Annotated in this window: 18 protein-coding genes; 5 read left to right on the forward strand and 13 right to left on the reverse strand. The window is 36.0% G+C overall.

The genetic code is table 11. From position 1 onward, the window contains the following. Positions 1-43 precede the first annotated feature (43 nt). Genes AAA915_RS02410 through yjbM form a run of 3 tightly spaced genes read right to left on the reverse strand, consistent with a single transcriptional unit; the run spans position 44 to position 2350 of the window. Complete coding sequence (locus AAA915_RS02410; RefSeq protein ID WP_338199551.1) at positions 44-928, reverse strand: RluA family pseudouridine synthase; 885 nt, start codon at positions 926-928, stop codon at positions 44-46. Further along, a complete protein-coding gene (locus AAA915_RS02415; protein ID WP_338199553.1) occupies positions 915-1721 on the reverse strand; it encodes an NAD kinase in 807 nt (268 codons plus the stop codon). Before AAA915_RS02415 ends, AAA915_RS02410 begins: the two co-directional genes overlap by 14 nt. After that, positions 1721-2350, reverse strand: a complete 630-nt coding sequence (gene yjbM / locus AAA915_RS02420) for a GTP diphosphokinase (RefSeq protein ID WP_294602119.1) — start codon at positions 2348-2350, stop codon at positions 1721-1723. The genes AAA915_RS02415 and yjbM overlap by 1 nt, the downstream gene beginning before the upstream one ends. A gap of 339 nt (positions 2351-2689) precedes the next feature. Here yjbM and AAA915_RS02425 point away from each other — a divergent pair, with 339 nt between their 5' ends. Together AAA915_RS02425 and AAA915_RS02430 are read left to right on the forward strand one after the other, a co-directional pair. Continuing rightward, on the forward strand, positions 2690-3325 hold the full coding sequence (locus tag AAA915_RS02425; protein ID WP_338199556.1) for a CYTH domain-containing protein: 636 nt from the start codon (positions 2690-2692) through the stop codon (positions 3323-3325). 59 nt (positions 3326-3384) lie between these two features. Continuing rightward, positions 3385-4005 carry a DsbA family protein gene (locus AAA915_RS02430; RefSeq protein ID WP_294603494.1) on the forward strand — a complete coding sequence of 207 codons (621 nt, stop codon included), beginning with the start codon at positions 3385-3387 and terminating at the stop codon, positions 4003-4005. Here the strand turns inward: AAA915_RS02430 and AAA915_RS02435 are convergent. From AAA915_RS02435 to AAA915_RS02460, 6 genes are all read right to left on the reverse strand, one after another. Beyond that, positions 3991-4833, reverse strand: a complete 843-nt coding sequence (locus AAA915_RS02435; protein WP_338199560.1) for a competence protein CoiA — start codon at positions 4831-4833, stop codon at positions 3991-3993. The two genes, AAA915_RS02430 and AAA915_RS02435, sit on opposite strands and share 15 nt — an antisense overlap. A 73-nt stretch (positions 4834-4906) precedes the next feature. Beyond that, the gene (locus AAA915_RS02440) at positions 4907-5629 is read right to left on the reverse strand and encodes an adaptor protein MecA (RefSeq protein ID WP_338199562.1); all 723 of its coding nucleotides are present in this window, start codon (positions 5627-5629) and stop codon (positions 4907-4909) included. A gap of 106 nt (positions 5630-5735) precedes the next feature. Then, positions 5736-6134 carry a transcriptional regulator SpxA gene (gene spxA, locus AAA915_RS02445; RefSeq protein ID WP_046324575.1) on the reverse strand — a complete coding sequence of 133 codons (399 nt, stop codon included), beginning with the start codon at positions 6132-6134 and terminating at the stop codon, positions 5736-5738. A gap of 195 nt (positions 6135-6329) precedes the next feature. Continuing rightward, positions 6330-8063, reverse strand: a complete 1734-nt coding sequence (gene ptsP / locus AAA915_RS02450) for a phosphoenolpyruvate--protein phosphotransferase (RefSeq protein ID WP_338199565.1) — start codon at positions 8061-8063, stop codon at positions 6330-6332. Further along, entirely contained in the window at positions 8063-8329 is a 267-nt protein-coding gene (locus AAA915_RS02455) for a phosphocarrier protein HPr (RefSeq protein ID WP_046324573.1), read from the reverse strand. The genes ptsP and AAA915_RS02455 overlap by 1 nt, the downstream gene beginning before the upstream one ends. A 113-nt stretch (positions 8330-8442) precedes the next feature. After that, positions 8443-8625, reverse strand: coding sequence for a hypothetical protein (locus AAA915_RS02460; RefSeq protein ID WP_338199567.1), 183 nt, complete (start codon positions 8623-8625; stop codon positions 8443-8445). 170 nt (positions 8626-8795) lie between these two features. On the opposite strand from AAA915_RS02460, the gene AAA915_RS02465 reads away from it, so the two are divergent. Together AAA915_RS02465 and AAA915_RS02470 are read left to right on the forward strand one after the other, a co-directional pair. Then, complete coding sequence (locus tag AAA915_RS02465) at positions 8796-11000, forward strand: ATP-dependent Clp protease ATP-binding subunit (protein ID WP_338199569.1); 2205 nt, start codon at positions 8796-8798, stop codon at positions 10998-11000. Between the two features lie 129 nt (positions 11001-11129). Then, entirely contained in the window at positions 11130-11411 is a 282-nt protein-coding gene (locus AAA915_RS02470) for a DUF1827 family protein (RefSeq protein WP_338199571.1), read from the forward strand. A gap of 28 nt (positions 11412-11439) precedes the next feature. On the opposite strand, the gene AAA915_RS02475 is transcribed toward AAA915_RS02470, so the two are convergent. Next, the gene (locus AAA915_RS02475; RefSeq protein ID WP_294757238.1) at positions 11440-13011 is read right to left on the reverse strand and encodes a peptide chain release factor 3; all 1572 of its coding nucleotides are present in this window, start codon (positions 13009-13011) and stop codon (positions 11440-11442) included. Next, on the reverse strand, positions 13011-13883 hold the full coding sequence (locus AAA915_RS02480; protein ID WP_338199574.1) for a hemolysin family protein: 873 nt from the start codon (positions 13881-13883) through the stop codon (positions 13011-13013). The genes AAA915_RS02475 and AAA915_RS02480 overlap by 1 nt, the downstream gene beginning before the upstream one ends. A 99-nt stretch (positions 13884-13982) precedes the next feature. On the opposite strand from AAA915_RS02480, the gene AAA915_RS02485 reads away from it, so the two are divergent. Further along, positions 13983-14444, forward strand: a complete 462-nt coding sequence (locus AAA915_RS02485) for a hypothetical protein (protein ID WP_046324567.1) — start codon at positions 13983-13985, stop codon at positions 14442-14444. A 3-nt stretch (positions 14445-14447) separates the two neighbouring features. On the opposite strand, the gene AAA915_RS02490 is transcribed toward AAA915_RS02485, so the two are convergent. Then, positions 14448-14927 (reverse strand): hypothetical protein, encoded by a 480-nt coding sequence (locus AAA915_RS02490; RefSeq protein ID WP_338199577.1) that lies wholly within the window; start codon positions 14925-14927, stop codon positions 14448-14450. A gap of 8 nt (positions 14928-14935) precedes the next feature. Then, positions 14936-15751: a recombination regulator RecX gene (gene recX, locus AAA915_RS02495; RefSeq protein WP_338199579.1), complete on the reverse strand. Its 816-nt coding sequence runs from the start codon at positions 15749-15751 to the stop codon at positions 14936-14938. Positions 15752-15771 lie beyond the last annotated feature (20 nt).

Here is a 15771-nt window from a genome sequence, read left to right on the forward strand (position 1 = left end):
GTTGTCTACCACAAGACAACTCTTTTATTTCTCTACAGATATCTTAAAGACTATGCCATAATTTTTGCATATCAGGTGCATCAGGTATTTCAATACTAATTTGCTGGCCTTTAGTAAATGGATCAGGAAAACCCAAATAAAAGCAATTGAGCGCCTGGCGTTTAAACTCATCATTAACGCCATATAGAGGATCGCCATACAAAGGATGGCCCAAATATTGCATATGTATGCGAATCTGGTGAGTTCGGCCGGTATATAGGCGCAATTCGACTAAACTGGCCCCACTTTTTTGAGCAATCACTTTATAAGCAGTTTTAGCATTCTTGCCAGTGAAATCAATGCTGCGCACAATTGAGGTTCCTTTTCTGCCAATAGGCTGATCTATCACTCCTGTCAAGTCTTCCGGGGCAAAATTGCCATGAACTATTGCATGATATTTTTTAATAAATTGAGATTTATTAATCTGACTAAAGCGAGCATGAGCGATAGCATTTTTCCCAACCAGAACTAGACCCGAAGTATCTCGATCGAGCCGCGTCACTATGTGCGGTTTTACGTCAACCTCTTCTTTACTGTTAAAATAACCTAAAACTTGGTTAACTAAAGCATTGTCATCATAACGAGATGGAATTGACAAAATGCCAGCTGGTTTATTCACTACCAAATAATTTTCAGTTTCCCGTACCACTGCCAGCGGCTTCTTTGAAGGTACCAACCACGGATTGACCTTCTCTTTTCCGGGAATAAAAATCACTTCATCACCTTGATGCAAAAGGTAGTTGGTGAAGCGCCTTTTATGATTTACCAAAAGCATGCCACCGGAATTTTTAGCATTATTCACTGCTCTTTTTGAAAAACCATTTTGCAGTAAAAAAGCTCCTAATTTCTTGGGAACTTTGTCTTGTACAATTACTTTAAATAGTGTCATCTTTATCTCCAATAAAGGCGCTCTGAACACGAGACCAAAAATGAGTATGTCCAAAGCGATCAAAATGAATTTCCTTACTAGAAATGCGGTATTCAATTTGTTTAGCATTGCGTACATTAATGCGGTGACCATCAATAGTCAAAACGCAGTGATCAACATTTGGTACGACAGTAATCCACTGCTCTGGTGCCAGTACTATTGGTGAAGATAATGACCTGAAAATCCGGTTATTAATTGAAGCGATTTCTGCCATTTGTAAGGCTTTAAGTCTTGGGTGAATCACAGCACCGCCAAGTGATTTATTATAACCCGTTGAACCGGTGGGAGTTGATATACATAAGCCATCTCCCCTGAAATTTTCAAATAATTGATCATCAATATAGACCTTTGCTTCTAATGTATGCGATACCCGTTTGACGGCAGATTCATTCAAGGCCAAAAAATGTTTCTTTTCATTGGCTTCTGTTAAAAGTTCTACTTCTAAAAGCGGATAATTGGCAGATTCCGGCTCTCTTAAAAGTAATGCATCTACCATTTTATCAACTTCTGGACCACGCCAATCAGTGTAAAAACCTAAATGCCCAGTGTGGATGCCAATAAAGCGAATGGAACTGATTTGATTTTCATAACGGTGAAAAGCATTGATTAATGTGCCATCGCCTCCGACAGTAATGACAACATCGGGGTATTTGGCATCAAAAACAATGCCTTCTTTAGCTTCCAACAGTTTTCGCAAGTGCGCCACAACTTTTAGCGTTTCAGGATTAGTGTTATGGGCAATTGTAATTCTCATTATTTTTCCTTACCCTTATTTTTGGTAAAAACCTTTTGGGCTTCCTGCACTTCATCTTTTATTAAAGACATCTCTTCATCAAGTTTATATGCTGTTTCAGCAGTTGATTTTAGTCTTTTAGAAATATCCTTTGGATAAGAACCTTGATATTTATAATTAAGAGTATGTTCAACAGTAGCCCAAAAGTTCATAGCTAAAGTTCTAATTTGAATTTCCGCCAGCAACTTTTTGGGACCAGTTGGCAAATAAACCGTATAAGAAATTACCATATGGTAGGAGCGATAGCCCGAAGGTTTGGCATTTTTAACATAATCACGTTCCTCAATGACTTCCATATCATCACGTGCATGTATTAAGTCTACCACCTTATAAATATCATCAACAAATTGACAAACTATCCTAATACCCGCAATATCTTGCATATCAGTTTCAATTACATCAAAACTGATTACACGACGTTTCATCTTTTCTTTAATTGAATCGACAGTTTTAACCCTGCCAACTACAAATTCTATCGGGGAATGTTCCCCTTGCGTTAAAAAACTTTGTCTTAAAGAACGAAATTTCACTTTCAATTCTCGGACGGCCTCTTCATAAGGCCATAAAAAATTATCCCAATCATTATTCATAGAAATAACCCTTTCTCAAACAGCATATCCATTTTAACATAAATTATATGATAGCAATTTCATATGGCTACTAGCTTTAATAAAAGAATCCGTTTTTTTCTATACACCATATATAATCCCTTGTTTGATAGAGTTTTTTCTTGCATATTAAAGCTTTTAAGATTATGATAAATTTATTAATTTCAGTATAGCCTATACTTTTATAGTTTTGCTGTCTTTTCTATAATTACGCAAAAACTGGAATTTTGACAATATATCAATAAAAAAACTATACTTTCTTAATTAGTAGCATAGAATAAAAAAGTAAATTCTATCACTGAAATTGGATGGGGAATTATTATGTCGAAAAATAATGAAATTGAAGCAAAAATTATCCTGCCAAAGACGATCTATCACAAACTTTGTCATGATTTTGCTACAAAAAGTTGTTTTAAACAGGAAAATTATTATTTTGATACCAAAGATGGTTTGCTAAAGCAAAATCATATCAGTTGTCGCATTCGTCTTTTTGCTGATCGTGCAGAACAAACACTCAAAGTCCCAAATGATGACCCTGTGCAGCACAAGTTTCATGAAGCAATAGAAATTAATGACGTACTAAAACTAGATGAAGCTAAAGCAATGGTCAAAAATGGAACCAAAAATTTACCGATCCGTTTTAAATACAGCATAGGAGACTATCTGAACAAGCACTTTTCAGACCAATTAAAACTCAACTTGCAAACTTTCAGTAAAACTAAACGTATTTTAGCAAATGGTCCTGAAAATTGTGAATTAACATTTGATGATAGTACCTATCCTGACAATTATGAGGACTTTGAAATTGAGATTGAAAATCCTAATCCGCAATTAATTGCACAAGTTCTGTTAGACTTAAAAAAGAAATATCATTTTACACAGAATTCTGCTAATACTAATCAAGCAAAAATTGCACGCGCTTACAAGCATCGTGATAAAATAAAGTTTAATGAATAAATTTCTAAAAAGGATAGATAATTAGATTTTTAAATAATCAGTATTGGAGGAGCCTGATCATGTTCGAAATTTTTCTCTTTGTCAATCCCGTTGGCATTTACTGCTATAACACAGAAGTTTTAATTCAAGATGCAATTGCCGAGCTTAATATCAACTCTTCTTTTAACTTCGTTCCTATCATAAATTCAAAAGTTATCAAAGAAGATATTATTAGAAGAAAAAAGAACGGCCAAAGAATAATAGATATCCCGCAGTATACAATCGCTTCATTTCAAGCTTTACGAAATTACCATGCAATTAAGTTCGAATATGGCAATAAAAAGGCACGAGCCTATCTAGTTGCTTTACAACAAGCCATTAGCGGTGATTTTAATAAATATTCTGAACAATTACCGAGAAAAGTTGCTCAAAATTTAAATTTGAATTTTGACCGTATTACCGATCGCAGAATTTCTCCTTATGTAGACAATTCCATTCGCCAAGATAAGGAACTTGCCCATAAGTTTAATGTTTGTAACATTCCTACAACTATTATTTTTAATGAAAGCGGCAATTACAGTGGAGTAATGCTTGAAGGGATTTTGGCTCACGATAAGTTGATTCGACTTTTTAAAAATACTGGTTGTATTGCAAAGGAAGACAAAGATTATTATCCTGCTAAGCACTTACGTCTGATCTAAAAACTTACTTGCATTATCAGGAGAATTGATTTTACGAAAATTGCTAAATACCCAAGGCGGCAAATCATCAATAGTTTGCCGCCTTTTATATAAATTGGTTGCAATCTTCATGCCATTGAGACTTTTTTGCATAAGCTGCATTTTTAGATATTGTTTTTGTTTTGTGGAATCAATATAATATTCCCGCAAAGCTGGCCTAAAGTGCCACAGCTTTTTTAGTCCCCTGGCATTTATAGTAAAATTCTGTTTCTGCCAATGGATTTTATTAGTCAGTGGCTCAAGTAAAACGTTATATTTCAAACTGATAACTAACTTAGCAGGATTAATTTCCAAATAATAATCATGCCACGGTTTATTCCTTCGAAAAAAGATAAGTTGCGATTTTTTGATGTATTGTCCTAAAAAATGTCTCCTTCCCACTATCCAGATATCTTTTACGCCTATTTGCTTATATAAAAGATGCCGATGACGAAATTCAGATTTGTTGAGAGGAGCGCATTGAATTTCAAATGCTAAATTTGGGCTTGCTAAGATATCAGCGCGTAATTGACCATTAGCTAATTGAACTTCCATCTGTGCGTTAAAGTGGGCTGCTCTTAAAGCTGTGGTCAATAAGCTTTTACTTTGTGCATGTTCTTTATTTTCTCCACTTAAATTAACTTCACTTGGTATATGCTTAAAATAAGGTGTTTTACTATTATTTATTAGCTGGACTTCTCGATAACACTGAGGGCAAAAATAATGCCTTTCTTTATTCTTTTCATTTTCACTTATCCGAGCTTCTGCTACAGCTAAAACTAAAACATTATTCAACAATGCCGCGTACATAATCATCACCTATTAGTAAGTACGCAAAAGGGGCAGGATTTTACCTGCCCCTTTAATTTTGCCATCCGACATTTTAATTAATGTTACTAAAATAGTCTTGCAGCTTCTCTAAAGCTTCATGCGCTATCAAGCATTTGCCATTAATGCGCACACGAGCCATTTCACTAGCTTTAACTTTAATACCATATTCATTTGCAATTGCCCATGCATCCGCCGGCTTTATTTCCAAGTAATCTTGATCAGTAAAAATTAACTCTAAGTAAAATTTGCCGCGTTCAAAATAAAGACTGGAAGCCAAATCGTCTGCTTGAAGACTATCTGCCAGTTCAACTACCTGATTAAGGTCATTAAAACTATATGCCTGCTTTTTTTGCAGTTTCCAAAACTCTTTCTTCACCTTGGGGTGACCAGAAATTGTAGAACCAGTTGATTCGTCTTTATCGTTTTCATCTTCCTCAGGTTCTAAATCGAGAAAAGACTTACGGGCATCATTCTTCTTTTTATTGTTGTCAGTAAAATCATTATCAAATAACTGAGCCAAGTTATTCCGATCTTTGGCCGTAACTTTAGTGATGAGTAAATCAAGCCCACCATTATTAGGCATTACTTGAAAAGTAACAGGTGCATCTTGACTAAAAGAATGATCCGTATCAATTTCATCTAAAATTGAATAAAAGAAATGCTGGATTTTATTTTTATCACCCAGTAAATCCAAAACTTTAAGACCACGATTTGCTAATTCTTGTTTACCTATTCTCACGCGAATCGTATTTTTGTTTATATGATCTACTTGCATGAGTTCTCACCTCCATCAGATACTTTGTTCTATTGTAGCGTACTTTACTCATAAAATAAAAGCGTTAGTTTAAAAACTAACGCTTTTATTTTAAACCTGCCTGAATTTATAAGTCAGCTATCTTTTGCATTTCTTCAAGTTCGAGACGGCGTACCTTTCTAGGTAAAAAGCGCCTAATCTCATCTTCATTATACCCAACCTGTAAACGACGATCATCCATAATGATAGGACGTCTTAACAAACTTGGATTCTTTTCTACTAGATCAAGCAATTGATCAATTGACATGTCATCCAGATTAACTTTAAGTTGTTGAAATGCTCTTGAACGAGTTGAAATAATTTCTTCGGTACCATTTTCAGTCATGCGCAAAATTTGCAACAGTTCATCTTTTGTTAACGGTTCAGAAAAAATATTTCTTTCCTTAAAAGGAATGTCGTGCTTCTTTAACCAGGCCTTCGCTTTACGACAAGATGTACAGCTTGGAGAGATATATAAATTTACCATATATTTCACGCTCCCTTAATTAGTATCTATATAATTATATCATACTACTTCTTTTTTGTAAGTAGTTTTTTCAACTAATCTTATTATTATAGTATCTTTTAAACGTGAATATTCTGTGAACTTTTTATCAAGAAAAAATAAAGAAATTAAAAAAGAATACATAATTTTTTGCTAATGTATCCTTTTTTATTATTATTAGTTATTTACTTTCTTCATTAAGTCTTTAACCAATTTCTCATTTTCTTCAGCAGTTTCTGAAACATAACAAGCTTTGTTGGCTAATTCCTTAATATCTGCAGTATTGAGTTTCTTCATCAAGCTTCTAATACGCAAAATTGAAGTAGCACTCATTGAGTACTCATCCAAGCCCATTGAAAGCAAAATTGGAAACATGGTACTGTCTCCAGCAGCTTCACCACACATGCCACACCAAATGTTGTTTTCATGTGCTGCATCAATCGTGTGCTTAATTAAACGTAAAACAGATGGGTTTGCCGGTTGGTAAAGGTAAGAAACATTATCATTGCCCCTATCAGCAGCCATTGTATACTGAATTAAGTCATTAGTACCAATTGAGAAGAAATCAACTTCTTTAGCAAATTGATCAGCTAAAACTGCAGCGGCCGGAACTTCAATCATCATTCCCACTTCTAAGTTTGAACCAATCTTAACGCCCTTTTTAACTAACTGCTCTTTTTCTTCACCCAAAATTGCTTTAGCCTTGCGCAACTCATTCAGTGTACCAATCATTGGGAACATAATGCCCAACTTGCCATAAGCTGATGCACGCAACAAGGCTCGAAGCTGCGTACGGAAAATCTGTTCATTTTGAAGTGAAAGTCTAATGGCACGCACACCCAAAAATGGGTTCATTTCTTCTGGTAAATCCCAATAATCAAGGTGCTTGTCACCACCAATATCCATGGTCCTGATAATTACCTGCTTACCATGCATACCTTCAATGACTTCCTTATAGGCTTCAAATTGTTCATCCTCAGTTGGGAAGTCCTTTGAATCCATATATAAGAATTCGGTTCTGTAAAGACCAACGGCTTCAGCACCATTATCATTTACACCCTTCATATCATTTGGTGTACCAATATTAGCAGCAATTGTAAACTTTTTACCGTCTGCAGTAACTGAAGGCTCGTTCTTTAATTTTTCCCATTCAGCTTTTTGCTTCAAAAAGTCAGAACTCTTTTGTTTATATTCAGCAACTTGACTGTCAGTAGGTTTAACAACTACATCACCGCTTAGACCGTCAACAGCAATCGTATCGCCATTTTCAGCATCCTTGGTAATTGAATCAGTACCTACAACTGCTGGCAATTCAAGTGAGCGTGCCATAATAGCAGAGTGCGCTGTTCTTCCGCCAATATCAGTAACAAAGCCCTTAACAAATTTTTTATTAAGTTGGGCAGTGTCACTAGGAGTTAAATCATGAGCAACCACAATAACTTCATGGTCAATTGAAGCTGGGTTTGGTAGTTCCTTACCCAGTAAGTGAGCCATGATTCTCTTAGAAACATCACGCACATCAGCAGCACGTTGCTGCATATAGGTGTTATCAGTCATTCCTTCAAAAATACTGATAAACTTTTGTGCAGTTTCGTCAAGTGCAGCTTCACTGTTTACTTTTTGTTCCTTGATTTCGTTTTCAATGGCACCAGTAAATTCAGGATCGTTCAAGATCATAAGGTGAGCTTCAAAGACTTGAGCTTCGTCTTCACCTAAACTCTTCTTTGCACTATCACGAATTTTTTCAACTTCAGCAGTTGATACTGAAATTGCTTTCTTATAGCGTGCTAATTCACTTTCAACGTCGCTAACTGTGGATTTTGAAAATGAAAGATCAGGTTCAACCAAGAGATAAGCTGGTGCTACAGCAATACCATCACTAGCAGCAATTCCTTTTAATGTCTTGGTCATTATTCAGCTAAGCCCTCTTTTTTCATAGTCTCTGAAATAGCGTTAATTGCATCTTTTTCGTCGTCACCACTAGCACTGATAGTAACATCAGCATTTTTGCCAACACCAAGTGACATAACGCCCATAATTGACTTTAAATTAACTGACTTACCATTGTATTCCAAATTGATATCTGAACCAAATTTAGAAGCAGCTTGTACTAGCAATGTAGCTGGACGAGCATGAATACCTGTTTCTGCAACAACATGAAAATCGCGTTTTTCCATTATATATATCTCCTTTGAATTCAAAAAATCAAACCGGTAATAAATACCTATTCGCCTACTTAGACTATCATTTTTTTGTGAATTAGACAACATAAATGTAACAGTTTACATCATTAAACTTCAGATTTCGATTTTGAATAAATTATTTTACCACCTCGCAATGCTTTCCCTGTAATATTTTGCCTTTTTTCAAAGGACCTTAATACTGCTTGAAATTCAAAAGCATTTTTTGGCTCAACTTCATAATGATCGAGTTCACCATTTGCTAATTGCACAAGAATTTTTTGATAATCCAAAAACTATCACCACTTTTTAATCAATTTTGTTTATGCAATCAACTGATCATGCACTTATATTTTATCATATTAACGTTACTTACAAATAATAAGATTCAAGTTTTAGCACTTGATTATTGCGAGTGCTAATTATATAATTTAGTAAACTGATATGAAAGGCGGTAATACAATTGCTTTGTCAAAACTGTCAAAAACGACCAGCTTCCATTCATCTTTTTGCAAAGGTTAACGGACAAAGTCGTGAAATTAATTTGTGTGGACAATGTTATCAACAACTTAAACAACAAGGAAATATTAATATGAATAATGATAATAACGACTTCTTTGGTGATTTCAGCGACCTGTTTAATTATAACGGCAATGCGGGAAATCCAGGTGATCCCAGAATGGGCAATGGGAATCCAGGAAACGTCAATAACGGCAACAATGGTGCTGGGGGCGGACGCTCACTTCTTGATCAGTATGGAACCGATCTTACTGCTCTAGCCAGAAAAGGTAAAATCGACCCAGTTATTGGACGCGATAAAGAAATTGCGCGTGTCATTGAAATACTGAATCGCAGAACCAAGAACAACCCTGTCTTAATCGGTGAAGCCGGTGTTGGTAAAACTGCCGTGGTCGAAGGCTTAGCTCAGCAAATTGTAGATGGCTCAGTACCTGCCAAGCTGCAAGATAAAAGAATAATATCACTAAATGTTGTTTCTTTAGTTCAAGGTACAGGTATTCGTGGTCAATTTGAACAGCGTATGCAGCAACTGCTTAAAGAAGTTCAAGGCCATGATGATATTATCCTCTTTATTGACGAGATTCATGAAATCGTTGGTGCGGGTAATGCCGAAGGCGGAATGGATGCAGGTAACATCATTAAACCTGCTCTTGCTCGTGGTGACTTGCAACTTGTTGGTGCTACCACATTAAAAGAATACCGGGAAATTGAGAAAGACTCTGCTTTAGCAAGAAGATTCCAGCCTGTTGACGTCAAAGAGCCTTCTGTTGCAGAAACAATCCGCATTTTAAAGGGTATTCAAAAGCGCTATGAAGACTATCATCATGTTCATTATACTGACGATGCCATCAAGGCGGCAGCAGAATTATCTGAGCGTTACATTCAAGACCGCTTTTTACCTGACAAAGCCATTGACTTGTTAGATGAAGCAGGTTCAAGAATGAACTTGACAATTCCTTACGTCGACAAGGAAAAAATGAAGGAACGGATTGATGCGGCCCAGAAATTAAAACAAGAATCCCTAAAGAATGAAGATTATGAAAAAGCTGCATACTACCGCGACCAAATCGAAAAATATAACAAGATGAAGGATCAAAAGGTTGATCCGGACAAATCTCCTGTTATTACCAGCAAGATCATGAACAAGATTGTTGAAGAAAAAACCGGCATCCCCGTTGGTGATTTACAAAAGCAAGAAGAAAACCAGTTACAAAACTTGGCACCAAATCTTAAGGCACACGTTATTGGTCAAGATAAGGCAGTCGATAAACTGGCTCGTGCAATTCGGCGTAACCGTATTGGCTTTAATAAATCCGGCAGACCTATCGGCTCCTTCCTCTTTGTGGGACCGACTGGTGTAGGTAAAACCGAATTAGCTAAGCAGTTAGCTCGGCAAATGTTTGGTTCAGAAAATGCCTTAATTCGCTTCGATATGTCAGAATATATGGAATCATATTCTGTTTCCAAGTTAATTGGTTCAGCACCTGGTTACGTCGGCTATGAAGAGGCCGGGCAACTAACAGAACGAGTTAGACGTCATCCATATAGTTTGATTTTACTTGACGAAATTGAAAAAGCTGATCCAGCTGTTATGAATCTTTTCTTACAAATTTTAGATGATGGTCGCTTAACTGATTCTCAAGGTAGAACTGTATCATTCAAGGATACGATTATTATCATGACCTCTAATGCTGGTCAAGGCATTAAGAACACCAGTGTTGGTTTTGCAGCTGAAAATTCTGCAGATCAACCAGATTCTGCCAGAAATTCAATGAGTCAATTCTTCAAGCCAGAATTTTTAAACCGGTTGGATGATGTGATTGAATTCAACGAACTGACTAAGGATGACTTAGTAAAAATTGTTAATTTGATGCTTGACGATGTAAACAGTATGGTTAAAAACCAAGGAATGCATATTAACGTTACAGAGGATGCTAAAAAGAAATTAGTTGATGAAGGATATAGTCCGGATATGGGCGCAAGACCATTGCGTAGAACCATTCAGGAAGAAATTGAAGATAAAGTAGCTGACTATAAGCTTGATCATCCTGCAGTAAAGAATTTGCTAGCAAGTGTTTCTGAAGATAAGATTGTTATCAGTGAAGATGAGAACACTATTAGTTCGGCAAATGACACAATTAATAATTAAAGACGTCATTTTTTCTTAAGCATGATTATTGCAAAATATAATAATCATGCTTTTTATTAAAGAAAAAAGTTTATTTTAGTTGTATACTTAAATTAAAAAAAGAACTACTAGAAGAAACGGGTGAAATCCATGCATTTAATAGATGTAACCAATAGTTATAAAGACCTAGTTCATAGTCAATTAAATACGACCAACGTAAATTATGTCAAAGTTTACTCTCTAGGCAATACGTCCGTTATCTACACCGAAAGTGATAAAGCAATCGGAATTGTCTTGGAAAATCACAATCGACGTGTTCGTAAAGATGAAACGGACTTCGTTATTGAGCGACTCATTAAAGAAGAAAATCCTTCATATATGTTGACATTTGATAAAAGTCAACATGTAATTGAAATCCATATTGACAAATAAAAAAACTGGCTTAAAGCCAGTTTTTTGTTTACAATTTTTCAGTCAGTTTAACATCTGGATATTTATCTTTGAAAAAGCGCTCCGCAAATTGATTTTCAAACAAGAACAGCGGTTGACCATAACGGTCTTTTACTAGTAAATTTCGACTGTTAGCCATAGCCGGATCAAGTTGCTCAGGATCAATCCAGCGGGCTACTCTGTGACCAATATTAGTCATTTCAACATCAGAATTATATTCATTTTTCATTCTGAATTTAAAGACCTCAAATTGTAGTTGCCCAACAGCACCTAAGATATACTCATCAGTCTGATAATTCTGGTATAACTGAATTGCACCTTCTTGAACTAATTGAACCATACCCTTATGAAAGGATTTCTGTTTCATAACATTCTTAGCAGTAACTCGTACGAAAAGTTCAGGAGTAAATTCAGGCAGTGGCGGATAAACCACTTTATGTTTACCGGCATAAATACTGTCACCTATTTGAAAATTACCAGTATCATACAAACCAACAATATCTCCTGCTACAGCATCGGAAACCTGCATTCTTTCACTAGACATAAATTCGGTAGCATTATTGAGACGAATTGGCTTGCCAGTGCGAGCCAAAGTTACATCTAGTCCTTTTTTAAACTCACCGCTGCCAATACGCACAAAAGCAATCCGGTCCCGGTGATGAGGATTCATATTAGCTTGAATTTTAAACACAAAGCCGGAAAATTCTTCATTATCAGGAGCTAAGTCTTCAGTGCCGTTAACTTTATGACCGGCTGGTGCAGGAGCCATTTTGACAAAACTCTGCAAAAAAGTTTCAACACCAAAATTAGTCAGAGCAGAGCCGAAGAATACTGGAGTCTGATCGCCTCGAGCAATTTTTTGCAAATCAAATTGATTTCCAGCTTCTTTAATTAAGTCAATTTCTCCTAATGTATCTTGAAATTGGGGATTCTGACTAAATGGTTCACTAGCTGGCAGTTTACCGTCTTTATCTAAAGGCAAAAAGCGGTCAGGTCCATCCTTGTGATACATTTCAATCTGATTGTTAGCAATATCATATAAACCTTGTAAGGTTTGACCTGAACCAATTGGCCAATTCATAGCCACACCCTCGATGCCAAGCAAATCTTCTAATTCGGCTATTAGATCAAGTGGTGGTCTACCATCACGGTCCAATTTATTCATAAAGGTAAAAATAGGAATGCCTCTTTGTTTTACGACCTTAAATAATTTTTTGGTTTGCGGTTCAATACCTTTAGCTGAGTCTATAACCATGACAGCCGAGTCAACTGCCATTAAAGTACGGTAAGTATCTTCTGAAAAATCTTCGTGTCCTGGGGTATCAAGAATATTTATTCTTTTTCCCTGATATTCAAATTGCATGACAGAACTGGTAACGGAAATACCACGTTGCTTTTCAATTTCCATCCAGTCACTAGTAGCATAATGACCACTTTTACGGGCCTTAACCGTCCCCGCGCTGCGAATTACACCACCAAAAAGAAGCATTTGCTCCGTAATCGTAGTTTTTCCGGCATCAGGGTGCGATATTATAGCAAATGTTCTTCTCTTATTTACTTTATTCAACAGTTCGTTACTCATTAAGTATTTTGTTCTTCCTTCTTCTTAGGTTTTTCTTCTGGCACAGTCAACAAAACCGTCATTAATCTGGAACGCATCATTCTTCTAGTAGTCAACACCATGCCATTATCTAATTTAACAGATAACTTTTCACCTTTTGCTGGTATTATGCCTAACTTTGTAATCATATAGCCGGCAATAGTATCTACATCTTCCATTTCCAGATCAGTGCCGAATTGATCGTTAAATTCATCAAGAGGCATTTTACCATATATCACATATTTGTTAGGGGCAATCTGGTGAACCAAAACTTCCGTCTGATCCACCTCATCATCAATATTACCGACTATTTCTTCAATTATATCCTCAATGGTTGCAAGACCGACAACTCCACCATATTCATCAGTTAAAATAGCCAATTGCTGCTGAGTTTGTTGCATTTCTACTAAAAGCTCTCTGAGCTCCGTTGTTTCTGGTGCAAAAAGAGGCGGATTCATGACATCATCATAAGTAATATTATCAAAGCCTTTTTCCCACGCCTTACGCAAGACAGTTCGAATATGAATAATGCCTACTATTTTGTCTTTATCACGTCGATAAACCGGTATTCTGGAATATGGTTCACGCAGTATTTCTTTAAGATGGTCCTGCAAACTTTCCTGGCAATCTACCATGAAAGCATCAATTCGCGGCACCATTACCTCACGTACCATCCGTCCCTGAAAATCCAAAACTGCATTTAACATTGTAAATTCATTGTCACTAAGCTTTTTTTGCTCGTGTAAATTAGCAATTTCTGTAATTAAGTGCTCTCTTGTTTCTTCATCATTTGTAGGGGAAAATTTATTTTTGAAACGCTCAAATAAATTCCCCTTGTCGGGGTCGCTAGCCATTTGTGTGCTCTCTTTCTTAAAATAACGTATTAAATACCAACATTATATCATGTACGCACACAATATGTTAGAATAGCACGTAAGAAATGAGGTTACCCCATGAAAAAAAGTCATGTCATACTTGTTTTTACATTCTTACTGTTAATTCCTTATCTGTGCAGTCTGACCATTATTGGTATTGGCTACGATGCATTAGTTTTGCATTCAGCTGATCTTTTCCGTACCACCATTGGCGCTATTGTTGGTGCTTTAATTATGTCTGCCATCAAAGCTACAATTCAAAGACCAGTAGATTTATTAGCGGTTGAAATAGACGACGGTTTATTAAAGCAGTTATTGCGTTTTTTCAGTATTAGAAGACGCTATTTTTTACAAATTGCTAATGTCATCTTAGATTTTATTCTTTGTTTTGCTGCCACCTTTGTGGTTCGTGAATTTCTAACACTTGATCAAATTGTGGGTAAATCTGTTGGAATTGTGATGCTGATTATGCTCTTATCCACTTGTCTGGGGGCATATGTTGAATACGACAACCTATCAATTGATCCCAAACAACATTGATTATTAATAACTGTCATCAAGATATAATTCTTGGGTCAGTTTTTTTGTATCAAAATTTAAGGTTTGCACAATATAAGGTGTTAAACTATCGCCGGGATTTTGGTAAATTTTAATTCCTTCGTCAGCAACTGCTGCTAAAAACTGCGATATAACGATATTTAATGGCTGACTAAAAAAGGAAATATTTTGATTTTCTTTTTCTTTAATTGCCACTTGGGCTTCAGGCAAAACAAATTTCATTAGTCCCTTAGGAACTTCAACCTCGTTTAGTGCAATTACGCCATACCAATACATAAAATTTTCAGGTCCAAAAACAACCATATTGCTACGAGTGTTAGTTAAATTATTCTTAGTGACAAAATCCTGAAAAACCTGATTTTGCTCCATTTCCATGTTTGATTCATTAAAGGTTTTCTGTTCATCCATTAATTGATCGGGAAAAGGACGACCAACAAAAGTTACTTTTTTCTGTAGTTTTTTCATAATTTCTCCTAATATTCAGCTAATTCAGCTAAAGGAATAATTTCCCCAGCTAGAAAAGCGTCAATTTCATTACTGGCGAATCCGTGTGTAAATAAGTAATTACGTATTTTTTGCTGTCTCTCATTTTCTGGCAAACGGCGAAACCGCTTATAGGCTTTGATTCCTTGCTTTTTTAATGCTGCGATTTGGTCTTCATCATTTTGCGGTAAATCAATTTGAGCGACTATCGTACTGGCAAGTGTGCTGGAAAAGCCATGACTCAATAATTTACTGGTCATTTTGCGTTCCAGTTCGCGCCGCGCCAATTTGCCCACTTTACTTTTCATTGATTTAAGCACTCTCTTACCCGCATCCAGCCAGTCATCATCAGCTATTGCCATTAATGCATTATCAATTATTTCAGGATCAATTCCTTTTTGTCTCAACTTATTGCTGACACTAAGTGGACCATCAGTACCAATACGCAAGTTTTGTGTAATCACTAACTGTGCATACTTAGTATCATCTAAAAACCCCATTTCTGTCAGTTGACTGACAGCGGCTTGTGCAGAGTCATTATCAATGCCATGTTTATTAAGATATTGTAAAACTTCATAAACAGTTCTTGGTTCATAACTTAAATAATTAGATGCAATATTGGTAGCCTTGGCGTCTTGATCAAATTGCTTAATTTCAGTAATTTGTTCTTCAGTCAGTTCTTGCCCTTTTAAAAGCATGAATTCAGCCACAGTTTGCTCAGCAGCAGAAAAAGAATACTTACCATCTAAAAAGATATTAAATCGTCCGGGTCTTTTTTGACTGCTTACTTTAGTAATAATTGGCATAACAATTTTCACCTTTCTAG

This window comes from Lactobacillus rizhaonensis (assembly GCF_036246345.1).
GTDB classification, from domain to species: domain Bacteria; phylum Bacillota; class Bacilli; order Lactobacillales; family Lactobacillaceae; genus Lactobacillus; species Lactobacillus rizhaonensis.

Bases quoted from the DNA above. Each gene is read 5' to 3' on its own strand.
- AAA915_RS02410 (WP_338199551.1), bottom strand. From the start codon at position 928: ATGACACTATTTAAAGTAATTGTACAAGACAAAGTTCCCAAGAAATTA.
- AAA915_RS02425 (WP_338199556.1), top strand. From the start codon at position 2,690: ATGTCGAAAAATAATGAAATTGAAGCAAAAATTATCCTGCCAAAGACG.
- ptsP (WP_338199565.1), bottom strand. From the start codon at position 8,063: ATGACCAAGACATTAAAAGGAATTGCTGCTAGTGATGGTATTGCTGTA.
- recX (WP_338199579.1), bottom strand. From the start codon at position 15,751: ATGCCAATTATTACTAAAGTAAGCAGTCAAAAAAGACCCGGACGATTT.
- AAA915_RS02455 (WP_046324573.1), bottom strand. From the start codon at position 8,329: ATGGAAAAACGCGATTTTCATGTTGTTGCAGAAACAGGTATTCATGCT.
- AAA915_RS02415 (WP_338199553.1), bottom strand. From the start codon at position 1,721: ATGAGAATTACAATTGCCCATAACACTAATCCTGAAACGCTAAAAGTT.
- AAA915_RS02435 (WP_338199560.1), bottom strand. From the start codon at position 4,833: ATGTACGCGGCATTGTTGAATAATGTTTTAGTTTTAGCTGTAGCAGAA.
- AAA915_RS02475 (WP_294757238.1), bottom strand. From the start codon at position 13,011: ATGAGTAACGAACTGTTGAATAAAGTAAATAAGAGAAGAACATTTGCT.
- AAA915_RS02490 (WP_338199577.1), bottom strand. From the start codon at position 14,927: ATGAAAAAACTACAGAAAAAAGTAACTTTTGTTGGTCGTCCTTTTCCC.
- AAA915_RS02440 (WP_338199562.1), bottom strand. From the start codon at position 5,629: ATGCAAGTAGATCATATAAACAAAAATACGATTCGCGTGAGAATAGGT.
- AAA915_RS02485 (WP_046324567.1), top strand. From the start codon at position 13,983: ATGAAAAAAAGTCATGTCATACTTGTTTTTACATTCTTACTGTTAATT.
- spxA (WP_046324575.1), bottom strand. From the start codon at position 6,134: ATGGTAAATTTATATATCTCTCCAAGCTGTACATCTTGTCGTAAAGCG.
- yjbM (WP_294602119.1), bottom strand. From the start codon at position 2,350: ATGAATAATGATTGGGATAATTTTTTATGGCCTTATGAAGAGGCCGTC.
- AAA915_RS02470 (WP_338199571.1), top strand. From the start codon at position 11,130: ATGCATTTAATAGATGTAACCAATAGTTATAAAGACCTAGTTCATAGT.
- AAA915_RS02430 (WP_294603494.1), top strand. From the start codon at position 3,385: ATGTTCGAAATTTTTCTCTTTGTCAATCCCGTTGGCATTTACTGCTAT.
- AAA915_RS02480 (WP_338199574.1), bottom strand. From the start codon at position 13,883: ATGGCTAGCGACCCCGACAAGGGGAATTTATTTGAGCGTTTCAAAAAT.